Raw genomic sequence first — 18449 nt, forward strand, 5'->3', positions numbered from 1 at the left:
AGTTATTTCCTCTGATAAATAATTACCATATTGCTCCCCTTATTCATTATAACCTGTTACAATTCACAATAGATTTAATATTCTGTTCTTAAAATCTTATTCTCACTTTCTATAGGAAGGAGACTAAAATGATCATTAAAATGAATCATCTAAATATGAAAGACTTTAATAAATGCAACGAGGGTTTCAAGGTCTTTGGAAGAAGTATACCGACCTATGAAAATAATGTTTGGACCTATACAGAAGAAATATTTTCTATACCATACTAAAAAAATATGAAGATGATGAAATAACATTAGTTATGTTGAAGATAAGGGGAAAGCTGTATTTTTTATAACGTTGATCACAACTGTTTTGGAAAAATTAAGCTCCGCTCGAATTGGAATGGATATGGACTTATTGAAGACATTGCTGTTGGAACAGCTTATAGGAAAAATGGTGTTGGAACAGCATTAATCAATCGAGCAATGGAATGGGCAAAGGTGAATAACATGTGTGGCCTGATGCTTGAAACACAAGATATTAATGTATCAGCTTGTAATTTTTATGCAAAAAAAATTTTGTTATAGGCACAGTTGATACGATGCTCTATTCAAACTTCCCTTCAGCTAATGAAATAGCGATTTTTTGGTATTATAAATTTTAAATATTCTGTCGTCATGAACAAAGAGGCTCGATAGTTATGTTGTTTTTCAAGTATTATACAAACATTTTTTTCTTCTATTTATCCCATAAAAAATAGCTCGAATGTAAACTAACCACCCTGGAATTTAAACAAATTTTATATTTTTCTTGAGAGAATTTTCTACCAAAGCATAGAGTAAACCTACAATTGGTGAAGAATTTTGGTGTCATTTAATTTAATGAGGTGATTTTTTTGAAACCACAAGATTCTCTTTTTTTAATTTTGATTGCAGTAATTATTTCAATACCTGTCGCTTTATTATTTATAGTTTTTCGAAAAAGAAAAAAGATTGCACGAATTATCGTTAGTATAATTGTCAGTAGTTATATTGTTTTTGTCGCAATCTATCCTACTATACTTTCAAACCTTCATGCAAAACGATATGATGAATTAGAGGAATATTTACAGAACACATATCCAAATGAAGAGTTTATTATTTATTCAAGAAACTACGACGATGCCATTCAATTAGGTGATTATGATGTAAGTAATAAGTCTACACCAAAAATAGGAGTGACTTATCGTGTAACAAAAGATGGAGAAATATTTCAACTTGATAGCAAATGGTATAGTAAATAATGTTTTAAGAAATAGTATCTTGTACTTTCTATACGACCACAATTGAATTACGTTCCCAAACCAAAGTTAGATAACAAAACTTTGTTTGGGGAGCATTTCTTGTTCAAACGGGGGCTTTACTTAAAGATTATTGAGTTGCATAAGCAGCTCTTTTTTTCTTATTGAACTAACGTGGCAGTTTAGTTCAAGATAGATAATGATATGGAGGTGGTGTTTCTATGAATCGATTTATTATTACATCAGGTGCGATAGTTCTTGATGAACATAAGAGGATTTTATTAAAAAAGGATCCTAATCGGGGTTGGGAGTTACCAGGTGGGATTGTAGAAGAAAATGAGAATATAAAGAGTGCAGTGATTAGAGAGGTTAAAGAAGAAACAGGAATAAACATTGATATTATTGGATTTTGTGGAGCCTCACAAGAGTTAGAAAGAAATATATGTAATATGTGGTGGTTAGGAACACCTATAAATGGACGTTTAAAAACAAGCAAAGAAAGTTTAGAGGTTGGTTTTTTTAGCATGGAAGAGGCACTAAAACTGATAAGAAATGATGACTTTAAAGAGGAACTTTTAATATGTTTAGATAAAAATAATCATCCATTTTTTATTACATTTAAATAGACTTTTTATTACGCTAACGAGGGGCTTTAGTTCAATAAGATTAGGACTTGTGTTTATGATTGAATTTTCATATATGCAAGTCCTTTTGTTATGCCCCTAGGCTTACTCCTGTAGTGCTTCACAAATGGCATTGTAGCACCAATAAACTAACACTCTTCTACTCTACTATCAACCCCTATAGGCTGTTAAATGTAGATAGAATTATAATTACCAATTGACTAAACACCGAAATGGTGTAAAATTACACAAAAAGAGATACTTTAGTTGGTAAATTGAGCAAATGGTTTGTAGCTTCAATTTCACTCGGAATAATAGGGGGTATTTTCATTTTTCAATAAGCGAAACAAAGTCTATCACATATCAATCAAGGACTTGTGCGTAAATCATGATTATTCCGTTATTAAAGAGAAGGAAAAAACAATTTTTAGGGGGATGTAAGATGAATAAAAAAAAAGATATTAATTATAACTAGTACCCTAATCGCTGTTATTGTCTTTGCACTGCCAATAGGTTTTATTTATGTTCTAAACAACGGTAATCCATATACAAAATACATTGCTAATAAGTATGTTCCAGAATATTTAGAAGAGAAGGGATATATAGACGAAGAAATTGAAGAATCACATTTTGTTGAACCCAAGCACTTAATAAATAAAGATTTTTATCACGGACATTATATGGTTATTTTTAAAGATGAACCTAATACAACCTATTATTACGGAATAACTAAAAAAGGAAAACAAGTTCAGCAATTTTGTGAAAAAGACAGACTTTCATTAGATGGTGTTACTGAAATATTTGAGGGTGAGACAAAATATAGTGAAAAGGAATGTAAAAATTCTCTTGATAATAGAGATTAATTTGCTTTGGACTATCAAAAAAGCCTCCTTAATTCGTAATGTTTTGCAACATACAAATCAAAAAGGCTTGGTATTCACAACCCTAAATACGCTAATTTAGAGTTGTGTTTACATATAATCGGGATTGTGACACTCAGGTTTTCACTGCAATTTACAATCCTTGTTCTACATTTATATTACGTTGAATTACTCACAAACCTCAGGTGTACCTTCACGTTTCGCCGTTTTGAAAGACGTGCCACAGCCACATGATGCGATAGCATTTGGATTGTCGATTGTGAAGCCACCGCCCATTAGCGATTGTTTATAATCAATTTTTGTTCCCATCAAAATCGGCGCATCTTCACGGGAAACAAGAATTGTTAAACCATGCTGTACATCTTCAAAATCATCCTCTTTTTTCTCTTTATCAAAATGCATGCCATAGGATAGCCCGCTACAGCCGCCACCATTCACCACTACACGTAAAAAAGAACCTTGTTCTTCATTATGCTCCATCATTTCATTAATATGAAAGCCAGCAGCCTGTGTCACTTCTATAATTTGCTTTGTACTTGTCATCCCAATCACCTTCCTTCTTACGTATTATCATAACAATTTTGACCATTGTATGACAAACATTCAGCTTCATGTCGATTTTATGTTATAATTCTCATATTTTTCACATTAATAGTATTTTTTATTCATGTTAATAAAAACATCATTGGTATAATAGTTACAACGAATTCTTGGCAGGGGGTAATATATATGGAGATTTCACCATATTACGAGAAAAAGATTCAATGTTTAAATTGCAAAAAAGAATTTCCAACATTAAAAGTGCGTTCAAAATTTATTAAAGTAGATCATACAGAAACAGATTTTCAACCTATTTATGCAGATGAAGTGAATGCTCTTTATTACAATGTTTTTGTATGTGAGCATTGTGGCTTTTCCTTTACAGAAGATTTTACAAAATATTTTGCACCAGGGATCCAAGATCATATACGAACACAAATTACAGAAAAATGGGTGCATCATGATTTCAAGGGTGAACGTACTGTATTTCAAGCCATTCAAGCCTATAAGTTAGCGTTTCTTTGTGGCACGATTAAAAAAGAAAAAAATGTAGCGATTGCTGGACTAACTTTACGTCTTGCATGGCTCTATCGTTCCTTGAACAATAGTGGACAAGAAGAGCGCTTTATGAAATTAGCACGTGATTATTATATGGAATCTTATTCAACCGAGGACTACAGCTCCACACAAATGTCAGCCGTCCGAATTATGTATATGATTGCTGAATTATCTAGACGTATTGGAGATATTGAAAATGCGACACGCTTCTTTTCTAGAGTCATTGAAAAACAAAGTGTCGGTGGTGAGGCAAAAATTATAGATATGGCGAAAGAACAGTGGGCCATTATTCGTGAAGAAAAAGAACATGCGCGTCATATATAGGGATATAAAAAAGTTCTAGCTTAACAGCTAGAACTTTTTAGAAAGGCTTAGAATACTTGCTCTACTTCTACAATACCTGGTACTTCTTCTAATAATGCTCGTTCAATACCAGCTTTTAATGTAATCGTAGAACTTGGGCAACTGCCACAAGCACCTAATAAACGTAATTTCACAACGCCATCCTCAACATCTACTAATTCACAGTCTCCACCGTCACGTAGTAAGAATGGACGTAATTTATCTAATACCTCTTGAACTTGGTCGTTAATTGTTGCTTCTGCCATTTATCTCGACTCCTTTCCTTATAATGATTATAATGTTAGCAACAGAAAAAATCCAATATTGAATCACAAGGAGAGAAAATACTATGCCATCAACAAAACCTATGATTGAAATTTATGGAACAGCTGTCATCTGTGCTAGCTGTGTCAATGCCCCATCTTCCAAGGATACATATGAATGGCTGCAAGCGGCCATCAATCGGAAATATCCAGATCAAGTATATGATATTCGCTATATCGATATTGAAGGGCCAATTGAGAATGAACGCGATCAAGAGTATGCATCACGTATTCAAGATGATGAATTTTTCTATCCTCTTGTCCTTATTAACAATGAGGTAGTTGGAGAGGGCTATGTCCAATTAAAGCCTGTATTTACAGCGCTTGAAAATTTAGGGTTTGTTCCAGACGAAACGGTTTAATGAAAATAAAGGGATTGTATCAAAATGATTTTTGAAACAATCCCTTTTAGCTAATTAATCATTTTGACGTTTGTAATACCATAATAATCCTGATTTCATTAAGCGAGCGATACGCCCAGTTACTGTTGTATCAGCTAAGTATACAAAGCCTTGTTTTTTACCAAGAGCCCCCATGAAGCCTTTTAATTTAATATCTGGCATCTTCTCTGGTAAATGTTCACCTTTCCAACGCATACGAAGTACTTTCACAATTTGCTCCGCTTGTTCCTCTGCTAATTGTGCTGTTGGGGCTAAATCTGATGAAGCACAATCTCCTACAACATAGACATGTTCATCATCCAGTAAATTAAAATACTGTGTGACAAGTGGACGGTCATGTTTATCTTTTTCAACATCCATATCACGAACAATTTTGACTGGCTGAACACCAGCAGTCCAAACCACTGCATCGAGTAAAATTTCATCATCATGGTTAAAAATTTTACCTGGCTCTACTCTTGTAATATTTGAATTGGCAACAACATCAACATTATGCTTAACAAACCAATCCTTTACATACTTACTTAGTTTTTCTGGAAAATCTTTCAATATACGTTGACCACGGTCAAATAGCTTGATTTTTAAATCTGAGCGACTTTCACGTAGCTCACTTGCAAGCTCGATTCCACTTAAGCCAGCCCCTATAATTCCAACTGTAGATCCAGCTGGTAACCCACAAAGTGCTTGGAATGTTGCACGTGATTTGCCCATTGTTTGAATGCTGTACGTATACTCTTCCGCACCTGGTACACCATGATATTTATCTTCACAGCCAAGCCCGATGACTAAATCATCATATTCTATACGTTGTCCGTCTTCAAGAATGACTACTTTTTCCGCACGATTAATTTCAACGACTTCTCCATATACGGCTGTTAAACGTTCATGCTCTGGGAAGCTTACACGAATTTCTTTATCTGTTGCTGTCCCTGCCGCCAATGCATAAAACTCTGTTTTTAAACTATGGAAAGGGGCTCTATCTACTATAACTACCTCTCTGTCTAACGGTAGGCTGTTTAATAGACGAAGCATGACACGCATATTGCCGTAGCCGCCACCTAAAAGTACTAATTTTCCCATAATAGTCTCCTTTTATATCTCTTTTAATAATTGTTCACAAAGTATCCACAAACGAGTATAACCGATTGTGAGAAGTTTCACAATATCAGAATGAAATTTTGTGAAAGATTTCACAAAATAAACGAGAACCTGTTCATTTCTATTGATTTTTAAGCCATTAATAACAAGTTCCCTTTATCTTTTATTAAAAAACGTTTCTTTTCTCTTAAACATAAATAATTGACGAAAATCGTAAAACCGAGTAGCATTACTTTGGTGAGGTGACATGGATGAATCCAATGGTTGAATTTTGTATAAGTAATTTGGCAAATGGCTCTCAAGCAACTTATGAAGTACTCGAACGCGATCCAAACATCGACGTTTTGGAATATGGCTGCCTCAGTTATTGTACAAAGTGCTCAGAATCCTTTTATGCAATTGTAAACGGTGAATTAGTAGAAGCTGATTCTCCTGATGAATTAACGAAAGCCATTTATCAATTTATCGAAGAAAATCCTTTATGGTAGTTTTCTAAAATGCCTATATGAATAAATTTGAACAAATAAAAAGGATGTTATGCTGAAAATTAGCATAAACATCCTTTTATTACTTTAGTACGTCCACTACATATGTAGGTTGGCATTCTTTTTCGAGGACAGTCTTTGTAGGCGTCACCCCAGTATTCACATGAATGGTGTCACAGCCAAAACGAATACCACACATAATGTCCGTATCATAATTATCACCGATCATTACCATGTCTTCTTTGGCAATCCCATGCTCGGTAGCAATTACTTCCAGCATGGCTGGCGATGGCTTACCAATATAGATTGGTTCAACATCTGCAACTTCTCCTACCAAGCGTGCAAAAGAACCATTGCCTGGTAAGAACCCGTATTCTGTTGGGAATTTAATATCCTGATTCGTGGCAATAAAGGTTGCTCCTTGCTGAACAAAAACCGTGGCCCTAGCAAGTGCCATATAATCAAGCGTACGATCAATCCCCATAACAAATACATCGGGCTCATCCTCAACAGGCACAATATTTTCATTTAGTAGTGCCTGACGAATACCATCTGTACCCATCATGGCTACTTTCTTGCTTGGAAAATGTAATGCCACATACTTTGCTGTGACCAATGCACTTGAATAAATATGCTCTAATGGCGCGTTCACACCAATAGACAGTAAAGCTTCTTGCAGTTGTTCTCGCGTCTTCGAAGAATTATTCGTTACATAGAATGGCTCAATTCCTGCATGCTGTAAACGATGAATAAAAGCTACCGCAGAAGGAATACCTTCCTTCCCACGGTAGACAGTTCCATCTAAATCAAAGCAATAGGCCTTATATTGTTTCATTGATGATCCTCTGGCAAAAATGCTGAAACCGGTCCTAATTCATTTGTTAAATAATTATGAACTGCTGGCGAGAACTGCTTTAAAGCTGTTAGATTAGCTGTTAGTACATGGATAACCTCTTGGATATCTACCTCTATAAACTCACGCACAAGCATTTTACGTAAGCCAACAACTGCTTTGTATGGTGCTTCCAAATCAGCAGCTACAACTTTTTCATCGACTAAAATATCAATAATATCCTCGTAGCTTCCTGGATCGCGCATAATGAAACCGTCAATCATTAAATTTCCTACATCCATCATTGACTCCATAATGTTGTGCCCAATTCGCTCGATAGCTAATTTTTTTATATCATTTTGAAGCCAGTTATCTTCTGTCTCCAAAATAGTTAATAGCCCATCTAAGTACTGTAAATTTTTTGTGATTTTATTACGATCTACAAAATACACAAGGAAAGCCCCCATTCAAATCTTTAAAAGTTGATAGTCTTTTCTCTTCTATAGTACCATAACTATAGGATTGGAAGGAGATTAAAAGATGGAACGTTTTTTTTTATATGATGATGTAGAAGATACGAAAACAAGATTTGTTAGTTTTGCTGGACAAAAGCTACGTTATGATTTAGCTATATTACAATCTGGCCGCTTCTTTGGAAAAGTGCTTGTCATGGATATCCAGTTCGGTCGCTTTGCTATTATTGGTCCTGATGATGTAGAAGAGCCTGGTTACTTAGAACATGTGTACAATCGCACAGAGGAAGAAACAATCGAATTACGGGAATACTTGCGTGAATTATTGAACTAACACCCATTTTATTGGGTGTTTTTTTATATAAAAAAATTCCGCTAGCCATGGGCGATTGCGAAATCTTTTTACGGATTGTTATTTATTTAAAGTGGATGGATTATCTTTATTATGGGGCTTGTCTTTATTTTCATTATCATTTTGCTTTTTCGCTTGCTGATTTTGACCAATCACAGCTAAATCGTCTACACTAATATCAAAACCATACCCATATTCCTCTCGATCTAATGGCTTTTTATTGCGTTTTTCTTTTGCCAACATCATCACCTCCATTCATAAATTATCCCTTTTTTAATGATTTATACTTCCTTTTTCTCAATACGTTTAAGCTGTTGCATCCTTGATAATCCACTGGGCAGCGCTTATTAAATCTGGAAAGACAGCATCTGCTAATGAATCTTGTTCCCCTAAGAAAACACCCTTTGATCCTGCCCGTTTCCCTGCAATAATATCCGTATCTGTATCGCCTACCATATAGGATTTTGATAAATCAATGTTATATTTCTTTCCTAAATCCACAATTAATTTGCTATTGGGCTTGCGGCAGGCACAACCTGACTTAGGTTTGTGCGGACAATAAACGACTTCATGGATCACTGCCCCTTTTTTCTTTAGCTCCTTCACCATATGTTCATGTATTTTCTGTAAGCCACTTTCCTTCATAAAGCCTAAACCAACCCCACCTTGATTTGTCACGACAAACACATAATCAAAATGCTTATTTAGCTTTCTGATTGCCTCAGGCACTTGCGGTAAAAAGTACAAATCCTTAGGCTTATTCACAAACTTCACACGATTGGTCAGTACTTCATTGATAACACCATCACGATCTAAAAATACGGCTCTTTTCATTTGCAACACACCTTCGATAAGCTGTTTTGTGCTTTAGTTTTCCCCAATTACACAAAAGCTAACAATGATGAAAAAAAACCTGATGCCTATCACATCAGGTTTTTGTATAAGAGTTTATTCTGCTAAAGGTTCATGGTCTGTTGGCTTTGTTACTTCACTCATATCCACTACTTCTGGCTGTTTCATAACTTTCCCCAATTTACGTAATACGAAATAAGCACAGCCAAAATTACAGTATTCGTATAGATAATCTTGAAGGGTACTTATTTTTGTATCAAAAGTGGATTTTTGATTTTTATCATCAAAAAAGCCCTTTAAACGTAACTGGTTATAGCCCCAATCACCTACAATATAATCGTATCTGGCTAAGATATCTGAGTATCTTTCCTGAAAAACTTCCTCCTGAAAGGCCTCGCGATAATCTTCTATTAGTTCATATTCTAATCCTTCAACTATGATCAAAGTGACACCACCCTTTTCGTTCAGCCTTGACGTTTACACTTCCGCTTGTAATTGACGTTCTTTCGTTGCAGCATTTACTTGTTCGTCTGCATGATAACTACTACGTACAAGTGGGCCAGCCTCACAATGCTTAAAGCCTTTCTCCATGGCAATCTTACGCAGTTTACCAAATTCTATTGGTGAATAGTATTTTTTAACTGGTAAATGCTTTTTCGTTGGCTGTAAATATTGACCGATCGTCATAATATCAACATTATTTGCACGTAAATCGTCCATGACTTCTAAGATTTCTTCATGTGTCTCGCCTAATCCAATCATTAGTGATGATTTCGTTGGAATTTCAGGCTGCATCTCTTTAGCTAAACGCAGGAACTCTAAAGAGCGTTCGTATTTTGCACGAGCGCGCACTCTTGGTGTTAAACGGCGTACTGTTTCAATATTATGATTTAAAATGTCTGGTTTTGCATCCATTAACATTTGAAGGTTCTCCTTCATCCCACCTAAATCTGATGGCAATACCTCAACAGATGTGAAAGGACTTTTACGACGAATTGCACGTACTGTTTCTGCTAAAACTTGCGCTCCGCCATCCTTTAAATCGTCACGTGCTACCATTGTAATAACAACGTGCTTTAAATTCATAATGGCTACTGAATCTGCAACGCGCTCTGGTTCTGCCAAATCTAGTTCATTTGGTAAACCTGTTTTCACTGCACAGAAACGACAAGCACGTGTACAAACGGAACCAAGAATCATCATGGTAGCAGTACGTCTCTCTCCCCAGCATTCATGGATGTTTGGACAACGAGCTTCTTCACATACTGTATGCAGATTTTTCTCACGCATCAGCTTTTTAAGCCCTTTATATTCATCATTCGTGTTTAGTTTTATTTTTAGCCAATCTGGTTTTCTTACATGTTCTTCTTTACTTGTAGGTTTACAAGATGTCATACGAATATCGCCCCTATCAAAAATATACATTTTTTAATATTAACTATCTTCACTGTTGTCAATGTAACATATTAAAGGCACTCCAACAACTATCACAACAAACATTTCTATTTATAAGGGACAGGTATTTCTATGGACGGTTGTGGCGCGTCACTACTATTGGTATAAATGTTTGGAACAGGTCCCCTTGTTAGGCCCATCGCTACAGGTATATCCTGTGCAACGGTAGAAGACTTACTAGCGAAAGGAACAATAATCTGAACATTTACCTCTAAATGAATACCTACCTCCACATAAGCACTATTGATTCCAAATTCTTGAATAGAGGATGTCACATTACTATGAACATTCCCAATCACATGGAAGCGTATCGGGATCTTTGGCCCCAAATTTCCAAGCAAAGGAATATTGGCTGCTTGACCAAGCGGTACAAAAAAGACAATGCCATCACCATCTTGGATCCTGTTAATATCATATTCAACATTATCTAATTCAGGTAAATGGGATAGCTCTCCTTGTTCAGCTTGCTCCAAATACATTTTAACAAGCTCTAATGTCTCTGCTCGAACACGATTAATGATTTCTGTATTAAACTTAGTGGTCATCATTTCAGACGTACCTGGAGGAATATCTTCAATGATATCATTTACATCTAATACATTAGAGGTACGTGAATTAATGGCTTTACTCACAACATATGAGGCAATCTTCGTAGTTTGTACTTCTGCATATTGCAAATAGGTTGGCATGAGCCGTTCATTTAAATAATAAATAAATAATATAAGGCAAACAACCATACTAACAATTAAAATCGTTAATTTATTAAGACGCATTCCCCTTCTACCATATGAGCGTAATTTCATTCTTTTTCGAGGGAAAAACAAAAAAATCTCCTCCTGTTCCATAACGTATGAACAGAAGGAGTAATTTATTCTACTTTTGCGGGAACCACATAATCCGTCTCAACATTCTCAACTGTTACCTCAGGATAATCCACTAAATTAATTTCATATGTAGCTGCAAGCAATTGATCTTGTTCTTCAAAAATACGAATCCATGGTAATGCCGCATCCAACGTGTTTTGTCTAGATACAATCCCACGGCGTCCATCTGATAATTTTAAAATAACACCATTTGGATAATGAACGACAGCTCTTTTTAAAGCTTTTACAATTCGAGCATCATAAAGAGTACCCGAGCCAGCTTCAACAATAGCTAGTCCTTGTGAAGGGAGCATCTTTTCCCGGTATACACGATTCGTCGTCACCGCATCAAAAACATCTGCAACGCCAATTATCTTGGCAAATGGATGAATTTCAAAGTCAACAAGTCCTCTTGGATAGCCACTTCCATCAATACGTTCATGGTGTTGGAAAGCACAGTGTGCCACAAGCAGAGAGATTGAATGTAAATTCCTCAATAAATCAAAACCGTAACGAGCATGCATCTTCATCATTTCAAACTCATCATTCGTTAAACGTCCTGGCTTTGTTAAAATATCTTTCGGTACCATTAGTTTACCGACATCGTGTAATAATGCACCGATTCCGATCAAACGTAAATCCTCAGCAGAGTAGCCAAGTTCTTTGGCAATGGCAATAGAATACAATGTCACTTGGAAAGAATGTTGATATAAATATTCATCAAATAAATAAGCATCTGTTAAAATGGTTAGAATTTCATTATTTCCAGTAACTGCAGAAAGTAATTCATCTACAATCGAAACAATTGTCTTAGATTGCTGATCTAATATATAAGAAGCATTTACTGGATTCAAACCATCAATGGACTGGAACGAATCCTTTATAGTTTTGATGACTTTATTTCGCATAGCAGGTGGAACGGTCTCTTCTACTTCTATACCCTCAGAAATCTCATCGTCAATATATAAATAATGTGTATTTAACTGTTGAAGTCTTTGAATAATACGGTCATTAATGACAACATCTTTCTTTAAAAGCGGATGACCTGCCTCATTCCAAATGGTTCTTCCTAATACCATTCCTTCTTTTAATACATCGATTGAAATTAATCGCATGACTTCTTCCCCATTCCATTCTTTAAACTCTCTCTATTGTTTAAAGAATCTTTGACCATAATCTATCATAATGTTTCGTAAAAATTCAGGTAAAATATATTGTTTTTTTGCATATTTAAAACTTGGATAAAAATAACCAAATGTAAACAGATCCAATGTGACCAGTTTATAAATGTGATTTTGATCTGCTAGCTTACCATTAATTAATAATTGCCGATTTTCATTCATGGAAAATCCATATGTCAATATTTTCCCAAAAATGACGCCTCTAAACCCTAATCCTTTTAGTTCGATATAGGGCCATTCTTCATTTTTGGATTGCATATAAATTTCTTTCATTTCAGCAACGGATAATTCAATTGTACATAAATTAATGGGATGTGGGAAAATTCGGTGCAAATCTAAGGCAGTCACTATTCCCTTAGGAAGACCATCTAAAAATATCCCTGCATTGAATAATGCACAGTCGGCACCACTTTTCTCCAAAATTGCATGTGCAAATAAATCAGATAGCTGTGAATAATGGAACCATTCCTTGTTGTAGGCTTTCTTTGTTGTAAAAACTGGAGTATCCAAAATTTTTTTACCCTCATCCTCCAAAAACTGCACCATGTTTTGTTCATTTTTAACAATTGGCAAATCCTTATTATGAATTAAAGTATCCTTTTTTTCAACAATTTTCCTCAATTTTTTATCATATTCTATGATAAGATGTCCAGTATATTGGCCAAACTTACCTCCACCTGTCAGTAAAACCCCATTAATCATTTTGCCCTCTGGTAGGACATGATGCGTATGAGAGCCGAATATAACATCAATTTCTGGACACTCATCCGCTAAGAGCTCATCCTCTGTAATGCCTAAATGGGATAAGCATACAACAATGTCTACTTCTTCACGTAGTTGATGCGCTAAACGTAGCAATGTACTACGAGCGTCGTCCATATGCCAATTTAATTCTTCATAATATACTTCAAACATGGCCGTGGCTGCAATGACACCCAGCTTCGTACCCATTGCTGTTGTTAATATTACATAAGGTTTCATCCATGCTGGCCTCTTCCCATGTGAGGCATATACATTTGCCACAACGACATCAAAATTAGCATTGTCATACAAGTGAAAGAGCTCTTCATGAGATAATGTAATGCCTTCATTGTTGCCGATTGTCACCACATCGTAACCTGCTTCATTGAGCAATCGCACATTGCCTTTCCCAACTGTTGCTTCTGTATAAATGTTGGACCGATCTAAATGATCTCCAACATCAAACAGATAGCTTGTTTCCCCGATATTCGCCAGATTATTTCTTTTCTCTTTCACATAGCTTTGCATTCGTGGCCAATACTTAAAATGACTATGCAAATCATTTGTGTGAAAAATATGGATCTTTTCAAGCATTAAAGCCACCTCACTTCAAATTAAGCTAATATGCCTTCTATAATAGATCGAATTCCTAATAATAATAGAATAATCCTTAAAGCTAGTACAAGTGTATCGGATTTAATTTTTTTATTTAACGCAGCACCTAGCTTTGCACCTAAGTAAGCACCCGGGATCACAGGGATTGTATAGAGCCAAGGGACATGTCCTAAAGCAATATGGCTTGCGGAATTAACGATGGACGTTAAAAATACCATAAACATCGATGTTGCCACCGCGACATGTGGCGGGAATAAGAATAAAATAATCATTGCTGGCACAATCATGGAGCCGCCACCTATTCCAAATAACCCAGAAGCAAAGCCAATACCAAATGTTAATGTAATGGCAAACCAAATGGGATAGCCATATACATAGGTTTTTCCCTCAGAGTCAGTAAATTCTTGCTGCATACCATTTTTTACAAACCATTTTACAGGCTTCAGTTTGTCCCGCACAAGCAAAATAATCGATAAAATAATAAGTAAAATACCAAAATATAAATTGAAGGATGGTAAATCTAACCCTTTATTGACACATGCGCCAAGAATCGTTCCAGGTATACTTCCAATAAAGAATATAAAGCCACTTTTATAATCCACCGTTTTAGATTTCATATAGCTTAGTGTGGAGGCAAGTCCCGTGAAAATCATCATCACAACTGATAAACCGACTACTTTTTGTGGTGTAATATCTGGGATCATTCCTAAATTTAAGCCGATGTATAATGTTGCTGGTACTAATACTACACCACCACCTAGCCCAACTAATGAGCCAATTAGACCAGCAAGCAATGCAATGATGACTAATAAAATAAACTCCATTATAGTTCCCCTTCAAATATGTTTAATTGTTTAGGTGCCAACCCGACATCGTTAATATTCAACATACCTTGTAGCTCCTTTGCGTTTTTCGCTGCATGATTACCTGAATTATTATTAAATAAAACGAAGAGTTCATTGACCTCTGTTTCAAGCTTTTTCATGCTATCCCCAAGCTGCTGTAATTCTTCTTTATTATAATCATATAAGAAGCGAACTTTACGCCAATTTTCTGCATTTCCTGTGTTCCGCCATCCATGTATATTGCGACCATGGAGACGAATCAACGCTTTATTTGCAGTCACTACAGGATAAAAAGGAACAGATCCTACACCAGCCTGTGGTTCATCACAAATCGTATGGATAAATTGTTGTTCTCGTAAAAAATCTATCGTCTGCTTGACAACACTTTCTGCATACCATGTTTGATTTCGAAATTCAATCGCTACTTCAAAATCCTTTAGCTGTTGTCGGATATACAATAAATATTGCACATTTTTTCCTTGGCAATCAAACCATGGTGGAAATTGTGCTAATACCATGGCTAGCTTTCCATAACGTTTAAATTCATTGGCACATTCAATAAATGCATTGAACATATCATTTTTTGATTCAAAGGGAATCTCTCCACGTAAATGCCCCGTCATGCCTTGGTAAGCTTTCACAACAAAACGGAAGTTTTCAGGTGTATCCTCACACCATTTCCGAACATGCTCTTTGGCTGGTATGGCATAAAAAGAAGTATCTACTTCAACCGTTAAAAAATGACCTGTGTAATCAAATAATTTATCCTTTGAAGTAGTCACTCCACTATAAAGTGAAGGGTGATCGCCCCAACCAGTTAATCCTACTACAATCATGTGACATCCTCCTCTATCTACATAATCATAGCACACAGTATGTCACTACAAATAAACATCATGTAAAAAATATACCTTCTTTTGTCTAAACTAATAGCAGATTGAGCATCTACTTAATTTTGCCAAAGAAAAAGCATGCGTCCATATTCCATTGAACTCATGCTACTTTAACAGGCTACATTTATTTCAAAAGATTTTGCTGAATCGCCTCTAAAAACTTAATCCGGCTGTATGCAGGGCCGCCTTCCATTAATGGATCTAATACATTAACAAATACTTGGTCATTTTTAAATGCAGTAATATTTTGGATGATTGGATTCTTTTTAAAGTCTACTAAAGCATTCGGCGCGTCCGCATTTTCATCTGTTGAAAACTGCACAAATAAATAATCAGGATTCATATCTGCAAGTTGCTCCACAGAAATGGCCTCTTGAGATTTAGCTTTAGCAACTTCATCAGGTACTGCTAAACCAAGCTCTCCATAAAGAACTGCATTTAAAAATACCTCTTTTGGATAAACATACGCTTGTCCCCCTCGAATACGAATAGCCGCCACTTTTTGATCTTGTAGTTTTTCAGTTAACGTGGATTTAGCAACTTCAATACCAGCCTTATATGTAGATAATATCTTCTCAGCATCTGCTTGCTTACCAGTTAGTTCTGCTAGTAAATTCAAATTAGATTCCCAGTTCGTCGAAATATGTGAAACCAAAATTGTAGGTGCAATTTTCTCTAATTTACTTTGTACCTCTTCTGGGAATTTTGTCGACCCTAAAATGATATCTGGATTTAATTCTAATATTTTTTCAAAGTTTGGTTTAATCTTCTCACCAATAGATTCTGCTTTGTCTGTTACAGAAGCATAGAGCTCAGGGAACTTGCCACCAATAGCAATAGCTCCTACTGGGTGAATATCCAGCACAACCATATCCTCCATCGCTTCCATAGCTCCTGTTACAACAATTCTTTCCACTTTTTCTGGCACTTCATAGCTTTCACCAAGATATTCAATCGTTCTTGTGCCATTTTCATTTGTTGATTCTTCTTTTGTCTGTGTCACTTCTTCTTCTTTTGGTGTATCAGTGGAAGATTCCTCTTCTACTGCCTTCTTCTCTCCACATGCGGCGAGAATGAGCATAAATAATGCTATGAAACTAATAAATAAAAACTTCTTTTTCATTTACATATTCTCCTTTGAAGATGATTAACTATCTCATCTGGCTTATTGAAGTACTGAACATCTTCTAGATTTATCAACCCCTTCTTAATTGATATTGATTCTCATTATCATTTTAGTGTGTAATCTTAAAAAAATCCAGTACTATTTCGATATATTCTAAATATCCACTTTCATTCTCAACGTAAAAACACAAAACAAAAAACCCCTAGTCACAATGTATGTTGTGACTAGGGATGACTAATAAATTAACCGATAGAACCTTCCATCTCAAATTTAATCAGACGGTTCATTTCTACTGCGTATTCCATTGGTAGTTCTTTTGTGAATGGCTCGATGAAGCCCATTACGATCATTTCTGTTGCTTCTTCTTCGGAAATTCCGCGAGACATTAAATAGAATAATTGTTCTTCAGATACTTTTGAAACTTTTGCTTCGTGCTCTAAAGATACATTATCATTAAGGATCTCGTTATAAGGAATTGTATCAGAAGTCGATTGATTATCCATAATCAGCGTATCACATTCGATGTTAGCACGTGCACCACTTGCTTTAGGACCGAAACGAACTTGTCCCATATACGTTACCTTACCACCTTGTTTAGCAATCGATTTAGAAACAATTGTTGAAGATGTATTCGGTGCCATATGGATCATTTTTGCGCCAGCATGTTGGTGTTGTCCTTTACCTGCTAATGCAATCGATAATGTCATACCACGAGCACCTTCACCTTTTAGGATACATGCTGGATATTTCATTGTTAATTTAGAACCGATGTTACCATCAATCCATTCCATTGTACCGTTTTCTTCTACAACTGTACGTTTCGTTACAAGATTGTAAACATTGTTCGCCCAGTTTTGAATTGTTGTATAACGGCAATATGCATCTTTACGTACAATGATTTCTACAACTGCTGAGTGTAAAGAGTTTGTTGTGTAAACAGGAGCTGTACAACCTTCAACATAGTGTACGTGAGCGCCTTCATCTACAATAATAAGTGTACGTTCGAATTGACCCATATTTTCTGAGTTAATACGGAAGTAAGCTTGTAACGGTGTTTCTACTTTAACACCTGGTGGCACATAAATAAATGATCCACCTGACCATACTGCTGAGTTTAAAGCAGCAAATTTATTGTCTGTGTAAGGAATCACTTTGCCCCAATATTGTTTAAAAATATCTTCGTTTTCACGTAGAGCAGAGTCAGTATCTTTGAACACAATACCAAGATCTTCAAGGTCTTTTTTCATGTTGTGATAAACTACCTCAGACTCATATTGTGCAGATACACCTGCAAGATATTTTTGTTCTGCTTCTGGGATACCTAATTTATCAAAAGTTGCTTTGATTTCATCAGGTACTTCATCCCATGATTTTTGAGTAGCTTCTGATGGTTTTACATAGTACGTAATTTCATCAAAATCTAAATCTCCAAGATCGCCACCCCATTGTGGCATCGGTTTTGTATAAAATGTTTCAAGAGCTTTTAAACGGTATTCTAGCATCCATTCTGGCTCTTGTTTCATATTTGAAATTTCACGGACGATTTCTTCAGTTAAACCGCGTTTTGAACGGAAAATTGATACGTCCTTGTCATGGAAACCGTATTTGTAATCGCCGATATCAGGCATTTTTTTAGCCATCGTTTCTCCTCCGTTCATTGAGATGTATTTTTCTAGGTAATCATCCCTTGCTTTGAGTGAAGCCATAGT

23 protein-coding genes and 1 pseudogene are annotated in these 18449 nt (G+C 35.7%); 8 read left to right on the forward strand and 16 right to left on the reverse strand.

Translation table 11 applies throughout. The annotated features are described in order from the left end of the window. The first annotated feature begins 128 nt into the window (after positions 1-128). The 4 genes and pseudogenes from LCP48_RS18370 (at position 129) to LCP48_RS18385 (ending at position 2747) form a co-directional block, all read left to right on the forward strand. Positions 129-646 (forward strand): annotated as a pseudogene (locus LCP48_RS18370) (GNAT family N-acetyltransferase). Between the two features lie 222 nt (positions 647-868). After that, positions 869-1264, forward strand: a complete 396-nt coding sequence (locus tag LCP48_RS18375; protein WP_225340415.1) for a hypothetical protein — start codon at positions 869-871, stop codon at positions 1262-1264. A 218-nt stretch (positions 1265-1482) separates the two neighbouring features. Beyond that, positions 1483-1887 (forward strand): NUDIX hydrolase, encoded by a 405-nt coding sequence (locus LCP48_RS18380; protein WP_004228319.1) that lies wholly within the window; start codon positions 1483-1485, stop codon positions 1885-1887. A gap of 506 nt (positions 1888-2393) precedes the next feature. Beyond that, complete coding sequence (locus LCP48_RS18385) at positions 2394-2747, forward strand: DUF3139 domain-containing protein (RefSeq protein ID WP_263643101.1); 354 nt, start codon at positions 2394-2396, stop codon at positions 2745-2747. 186 nt (positions 2748-2933) lie between these two features. Here LCP48_RS18385 and LCP48_RS18390 read toward each other — a convergent pair whose 3' ends face one another. Next, positions 2934-3308 carry a HesB/IscA family protein gene (locus LCP48_RS18390; protein ID WP_009371985.1) on the reverse strand — a complete coding sequence of 125 codons (375 nt, stop codon included), beginning with the start codon at positions 3306-3308 and terminating at the stop codon, positions 2934-2936. A gap of 186 nt (positions 3309-3494) precedes the next feature. On the opposite strand from LCP48_RS18390, the gene LCP48_RS18395 reads away from it, so the two are divergent. Continuing rightward, a complete protein-coding gene (locus LCP48_RS18395) occupies positions 3495-4187 on the forward strand; it encodes a DUF2225 domain-containing protein (RefSeq protein WP_004228303.1) in 693 nt (230 codons plus the stop codon). Positions 4188-4234: 47 nt separating this feature from the next. Here the strand turns inward: LCP48_RS18395 and LCP48_RS18400 are convergent, their stop codons facing one another. Continuing rightward, a complete protein-coding gene (locus tag LCP48_RS18400; protein WP_004228295.1) occupies positions 4235-4471 on the reverse strand; it encodes a NifU family protein in 237 nt (78 codons plus the stop codon). A gap of 83 nt (positions 4472-4554) precedes the next feature. On the opposite strand from LCP48_RS18400, the gene LCP48_RS18405 reads away from it, so the two are divergent. Then, positions 4555-4890: a YuzD family protein gene (locus LCP48_RS18405; protein WP_004228290.1), complete on the forward strand. Its 336-nt coding sequence runs from the start codon at positions 4555-4557 to the stop codon at positions 4888-4890. A gap of 54 nt (positions 4891-4944) precedes the next feature. Here the strand turns inward: LCP48_RS18405 and LCP48_RS18410 are convergent, their stop codons facing one another. Continuing rightward, positions 4945-6009 carry an NAD(P)/FAD-dependent oxidoreductase gene (locus tag LCP48_RS18410; RefSeq protein WP_004228288.1) on the reverse strand — a complete coding sequence of 355 codons (1065 nt, stop codon included), beginning with the start codon at positions 6007-6009 and terminating at the stop codon, positions 4945-4947. 269 nt (positions 6010-6278) lie between these two features. Between LCP48_RS18410 and LCP48_RS18415 the strand changes: the two genes are divergently transcribed. Beyond that, on the forward strand, positions 6279-6515 hold the full coding sequence (locus LCP48_RS18415) for a YuzB family protein (RefSeq protein ID WP_004228286.1): 237 nt from the start codon (positions 6279-6281) through the stop codon (positions 6513-6515). A gap of 79 nt (positions 6516-6594) precedes the next feature. On the opposite strand, the gene LCP48_RS18420 is transcribed toward LCP48_RS18415, so the two are convergent. Further along, the gene (locus LCP48_RS18420; RefSeq protein WP_004228283.1) at positions 6595-7347 is read right to left on the reverse strand and encodes a TIGR01457 family HAD-type hydrolase; all 753 of its coding nucleotides are present in this window, start codon (positions 7345-7347) and stop codon (positions 6595-6597) included. Next, positions 7344-7796 carry a DUF86 domain-containing protein gene (locus tag LCP48_RS18425; RefSeq protein WP_009371987.1) on the reverse strand — a complete coding sequence of 151 codons (453 nt, stop codon included), beginning with the start codon at positions 7794-7796 and terminating at the stop codon, positions 7344-7346. The genes LCP48_RS18420 and LCP48_RS18425 overlap by 4 nt, the downstream gene beginning before the upstream one ends. Before the next feature lie 88 nt (positions 7797-7884). On the opposite strand from LCP48_RS18425, the gene LCP48_RS18430 reads away from it, so the two are divergent. After that, positions 7885-8151, forward strand: a complete 267-nt coding sequence (locus LCP48_RS18430; RefSeq protein WP_009371988.1) for a DUF3055 domain-containing protein — start codon at positions 7885-7887, stop codon at positions 8149-8151. Positions 8152-8229: 78 nt separating this feature from the next. Here the strand turns inward: LCP48_RS18430 and LCP48_RS18435 are convergent, their stop codons facing one another. The 11 genes from LCP48_RS18435 to sufB all read right to left on the reverse strand — a co-directional run bounded on the left by LCP48_RS18435 (position 8230) and on the right by sufB (position 18380). Continuing rightward, positions 8230-8424, reverse strand: coding sequence for a hypothetical protein (locus tag LCP48_RS18435; protein ID WP_175400780.1), 195 nt, complete (start codon positions 8422-8424; stop codon positions 8230-8232). Positions 8425-8475: 51 nt separating this feature from the next. Continuing rightward, on the reverse strand, positions 8476-9003 hold the full coding sequence (locus LCP48_RS18440; RefSeq protein WP_009371990.1) for a D-glycero-alpha-D-manno-heptose-1,7-bisphosphate 7-phosphatase: 528 nt from the start codon (positions 9001-9003) through the stop codon (positions 8476-8478). A gap of 114 nt (positions 9004-9117) precedes the next feature. Next, positions 9118-9465: a YutD family protein gene (locus LCP48_RS18445; protein ID WP_004228271.1), complete on the reverse strand. Its 348-nt coding sequence runs from the start codon at positions 9463-9465 to the stop codon at positions 9118-9120. 33 nt (positions 9466-9498) lie between these two features. After that, positions 9499-10416: a lipoyl synthase gene (gene lipA / locus LCP48_RS18450; protein ID WP_004228269.1), complete on the reverse strand. Its 918-nt coding sequence runs from the start codon at positions 10414-10416 to the stop codon at positions 9499-9501. Between the two features lie 107 nt (positions 10417-10523). Then, the gene (yunB, locus tag LCP48_RS18455) at positions 10524-11321 is read right to left on the reverse strand and encodes a sporulation protein YunB (RefSeq protein WP_048394406.1); all 798 of its coding nucleotides are present in this window, start codon (positions 11319-11321) and stop codon (positions 10524-10526) included. Between the two features lie 23 nt (positions 11322-11344). After that, positions 11345-12454, reverse strand: a complete 1110-nt coding sequence (locus LCP48_RS18460; RefSeq protein WP_004228267.1) for an HD-GYP domain-containing protein — start codon at positions 12452-12454, stop codon at positions 11345-11347. Between the two features lie 33 nt (positions 12455-12487). Next, positions 12488-13855 carry a bifunctional metallophosphatase/5'-nucleotidase gene (locus LCP48_RS18465; protein WP_004228265.1) on the reverse strand — a complete coding sequence of 456 codons (1368 nt, stop codon included), beginning with the start codon at positions 13853-13855 and terminating at the stop codon, positions 12488-12490. A gap of 20 nt (positions 13856-13875) precedes the next feature. Next, a complete protein-coding gene (locus LCP48_RS18470; RefSeq protein WP_009371993.1) occupies positions 13876-14700 on the reverse strand; it encodes a sulfite exporter TauE/SafE family protein in 825 nt (274 codons plus the stop codon). Beyond that, positions 14700-15557, reverse strand: coding sequence for a DUF72 domain-containing protein (locus LCP48_RS18475; RefSeq protein ID WP_225340416.1), 858 nt, complete (start codon positions 15555-15557; stop codon positions 14700-14702). The genes LCP48_RS18470 and LCP48_RS18475 overlap by 1 nt, the downstream gene beginning before the upstream one ends. Positions 15558-15738: 181 nt before the next feature. Continuing rightward, complete coding sequence (locus LCP48_RS18480; protein WP_225340417.1) at positions 15739-16737, reverse strand: ABC transporter substrate-binding protein; 999 nt, start codon at positions 16735-16737, stop codon at positions 15739-15741. Between the two features lie 245 nt (positions 16738-16982). Then, positions 16983-18380, reverse strand: coding sequence for a Fe-S cluster assembly protein SufB (gene sufB, locus LCP48_RS18485; protein WP_009371995.1), 1398 nt, complete (start codon positions 18378-18380; stop codon positions 16983-16985). Positions 18381-18449: the final 69 nt, after the last annotated feature.

Source organism: Lysinibacillus capsici, assembly GCF_020217405.1.
Taxonomy (GTDB): Bacteria; Bacillota; Bacilli; order Bacillales_A; family Planococcaceae; genus Lysinibacillus; species Lysinibacillus capsici.

Coding starts and splice junctions, on each gene's coding strand:
- LCP48_RS18380 (WP_004228319.1), top strand. CDS start 1,483: ATGAATCGATTTATTATTACATCAGGTGCGATAGTTCTTGATGAACAT.
- LCP48_RS18390 (WP_009371985.1), bottom strand. CDS start 3,308: ATGACAAGTACAAAGCAAATTATAGAAGTGACACAGGCTGCTGGCTTT.
- LCP48_RS18395 (WP_004228303.1), top strand. CDS start 3,495: ATGGAGATTTCACCATATTACGAGAAAAAGATTCAATGTTTAAATTGC.
- LCP48_RS18400 (WP_004228295.1), bottom strand. CDS start 4,471: ATGGCAGAAGCAACAATTAACGACCAAGTTCAAGAGGTATTAGATAAA.
- LCP48_RS18405 (WP_004228290.1), top strand. CDS start 4,555: ATGCCATCAACAAAACCTATGATTGAAATTTATGGAACAGCTGTCATC.
- LCP48_RS18410 (WP_004228288.1), bottom strand. CDS start 6,009: ATGGGAAAATTAGTACTTTTAGGTGGCGGCTACGGCAATATGCGTGTC.
- LCP48_RS18415 (WP_004228286.1), top strand. CDS start 6,279: ATGAATCCAATGGTTGAATTTTGTATAAGTAATTTGGCAAATGGCTCT.
- LCP48_RS18420 (WP_004228283.1), bottom strand. CDS start 7,347: ATGAAACAATATAAGGCCTATTGCTTTGATTTAGATGGAACTGTCTAC.
- LCP48_RS18430 (WP_009371988.1), top strand. CDS start 7,885: ATGGAACGTTTTTTTTTATATGATGATGTAGAAGATACGAAAACAAGA.
- LCP48_RS18435 (WP_175400780.1), bottom strand. CDS start 8,424: ATGGAGGTGATGATGTTGGCAAAAGAAAAACGCAATAAAAAGCCATTA.
- LCP48_RS18440 (WP_009371990.1), bottom strand. CDS start 9,003: ATGAAAAGAGCCGTATTTTTAGATCGTGATGGTGTTATCAATGAAGTA.
- lipA (WP_004228269.1), bottom strand. CDS start 10,416: ATGACATCTTGTAAACCTACAAGTAAAGAAGAACATGTAAGAAAACCA.
- yunB (WP_048394406.1), bottom strand. CDS start 11,321: ATGGAACAGGAGGAGATTTTTTTGTTTTTCCCTCGAAAAAGAATGAAA.
- LCP48_RS18460 (WP_004228267.1), bottom strand. CDS start 12,454: ATGCGATTAATTTCAATCGATGTATTAAAAGAAGGAATGGTATTAGGA.
- LCP48_RS18465 (WP_004228265.1), bottom strand. CDS start 13,855: ATGCTTGAAAAGATCCATATTTTTCACACAAATGATTTGCATAGTCAT.
- LCP48_RS18470 (WP_009371993.1), bottom strand. CDS start 14,700: ATGGAGTTTATTTTATTAGTCATCATTGCATTGCTTGCTGGTCTAATT.
- LCP48_RS18475 (WP_225340416.1), bottom strand. CDS start 15,557: ATGATTGTAGTAGGATTAACTGGTTGGGGCGATCACCCTTCACTTTAT.
- LCP48_RS18480 (WP_225340417.1), bottom strand. CDS start 16,737: ATGAAAAAGAAGTTTTTATTTATTAGTTTCATAGCATTATTTATGCTC.
- sufB (WP_009371995.1), bottom strand. CDS start 18,380: ATGGCTAAAAAAATGCCTGATATCGGCGATTACAAATACGGTTTCCAT.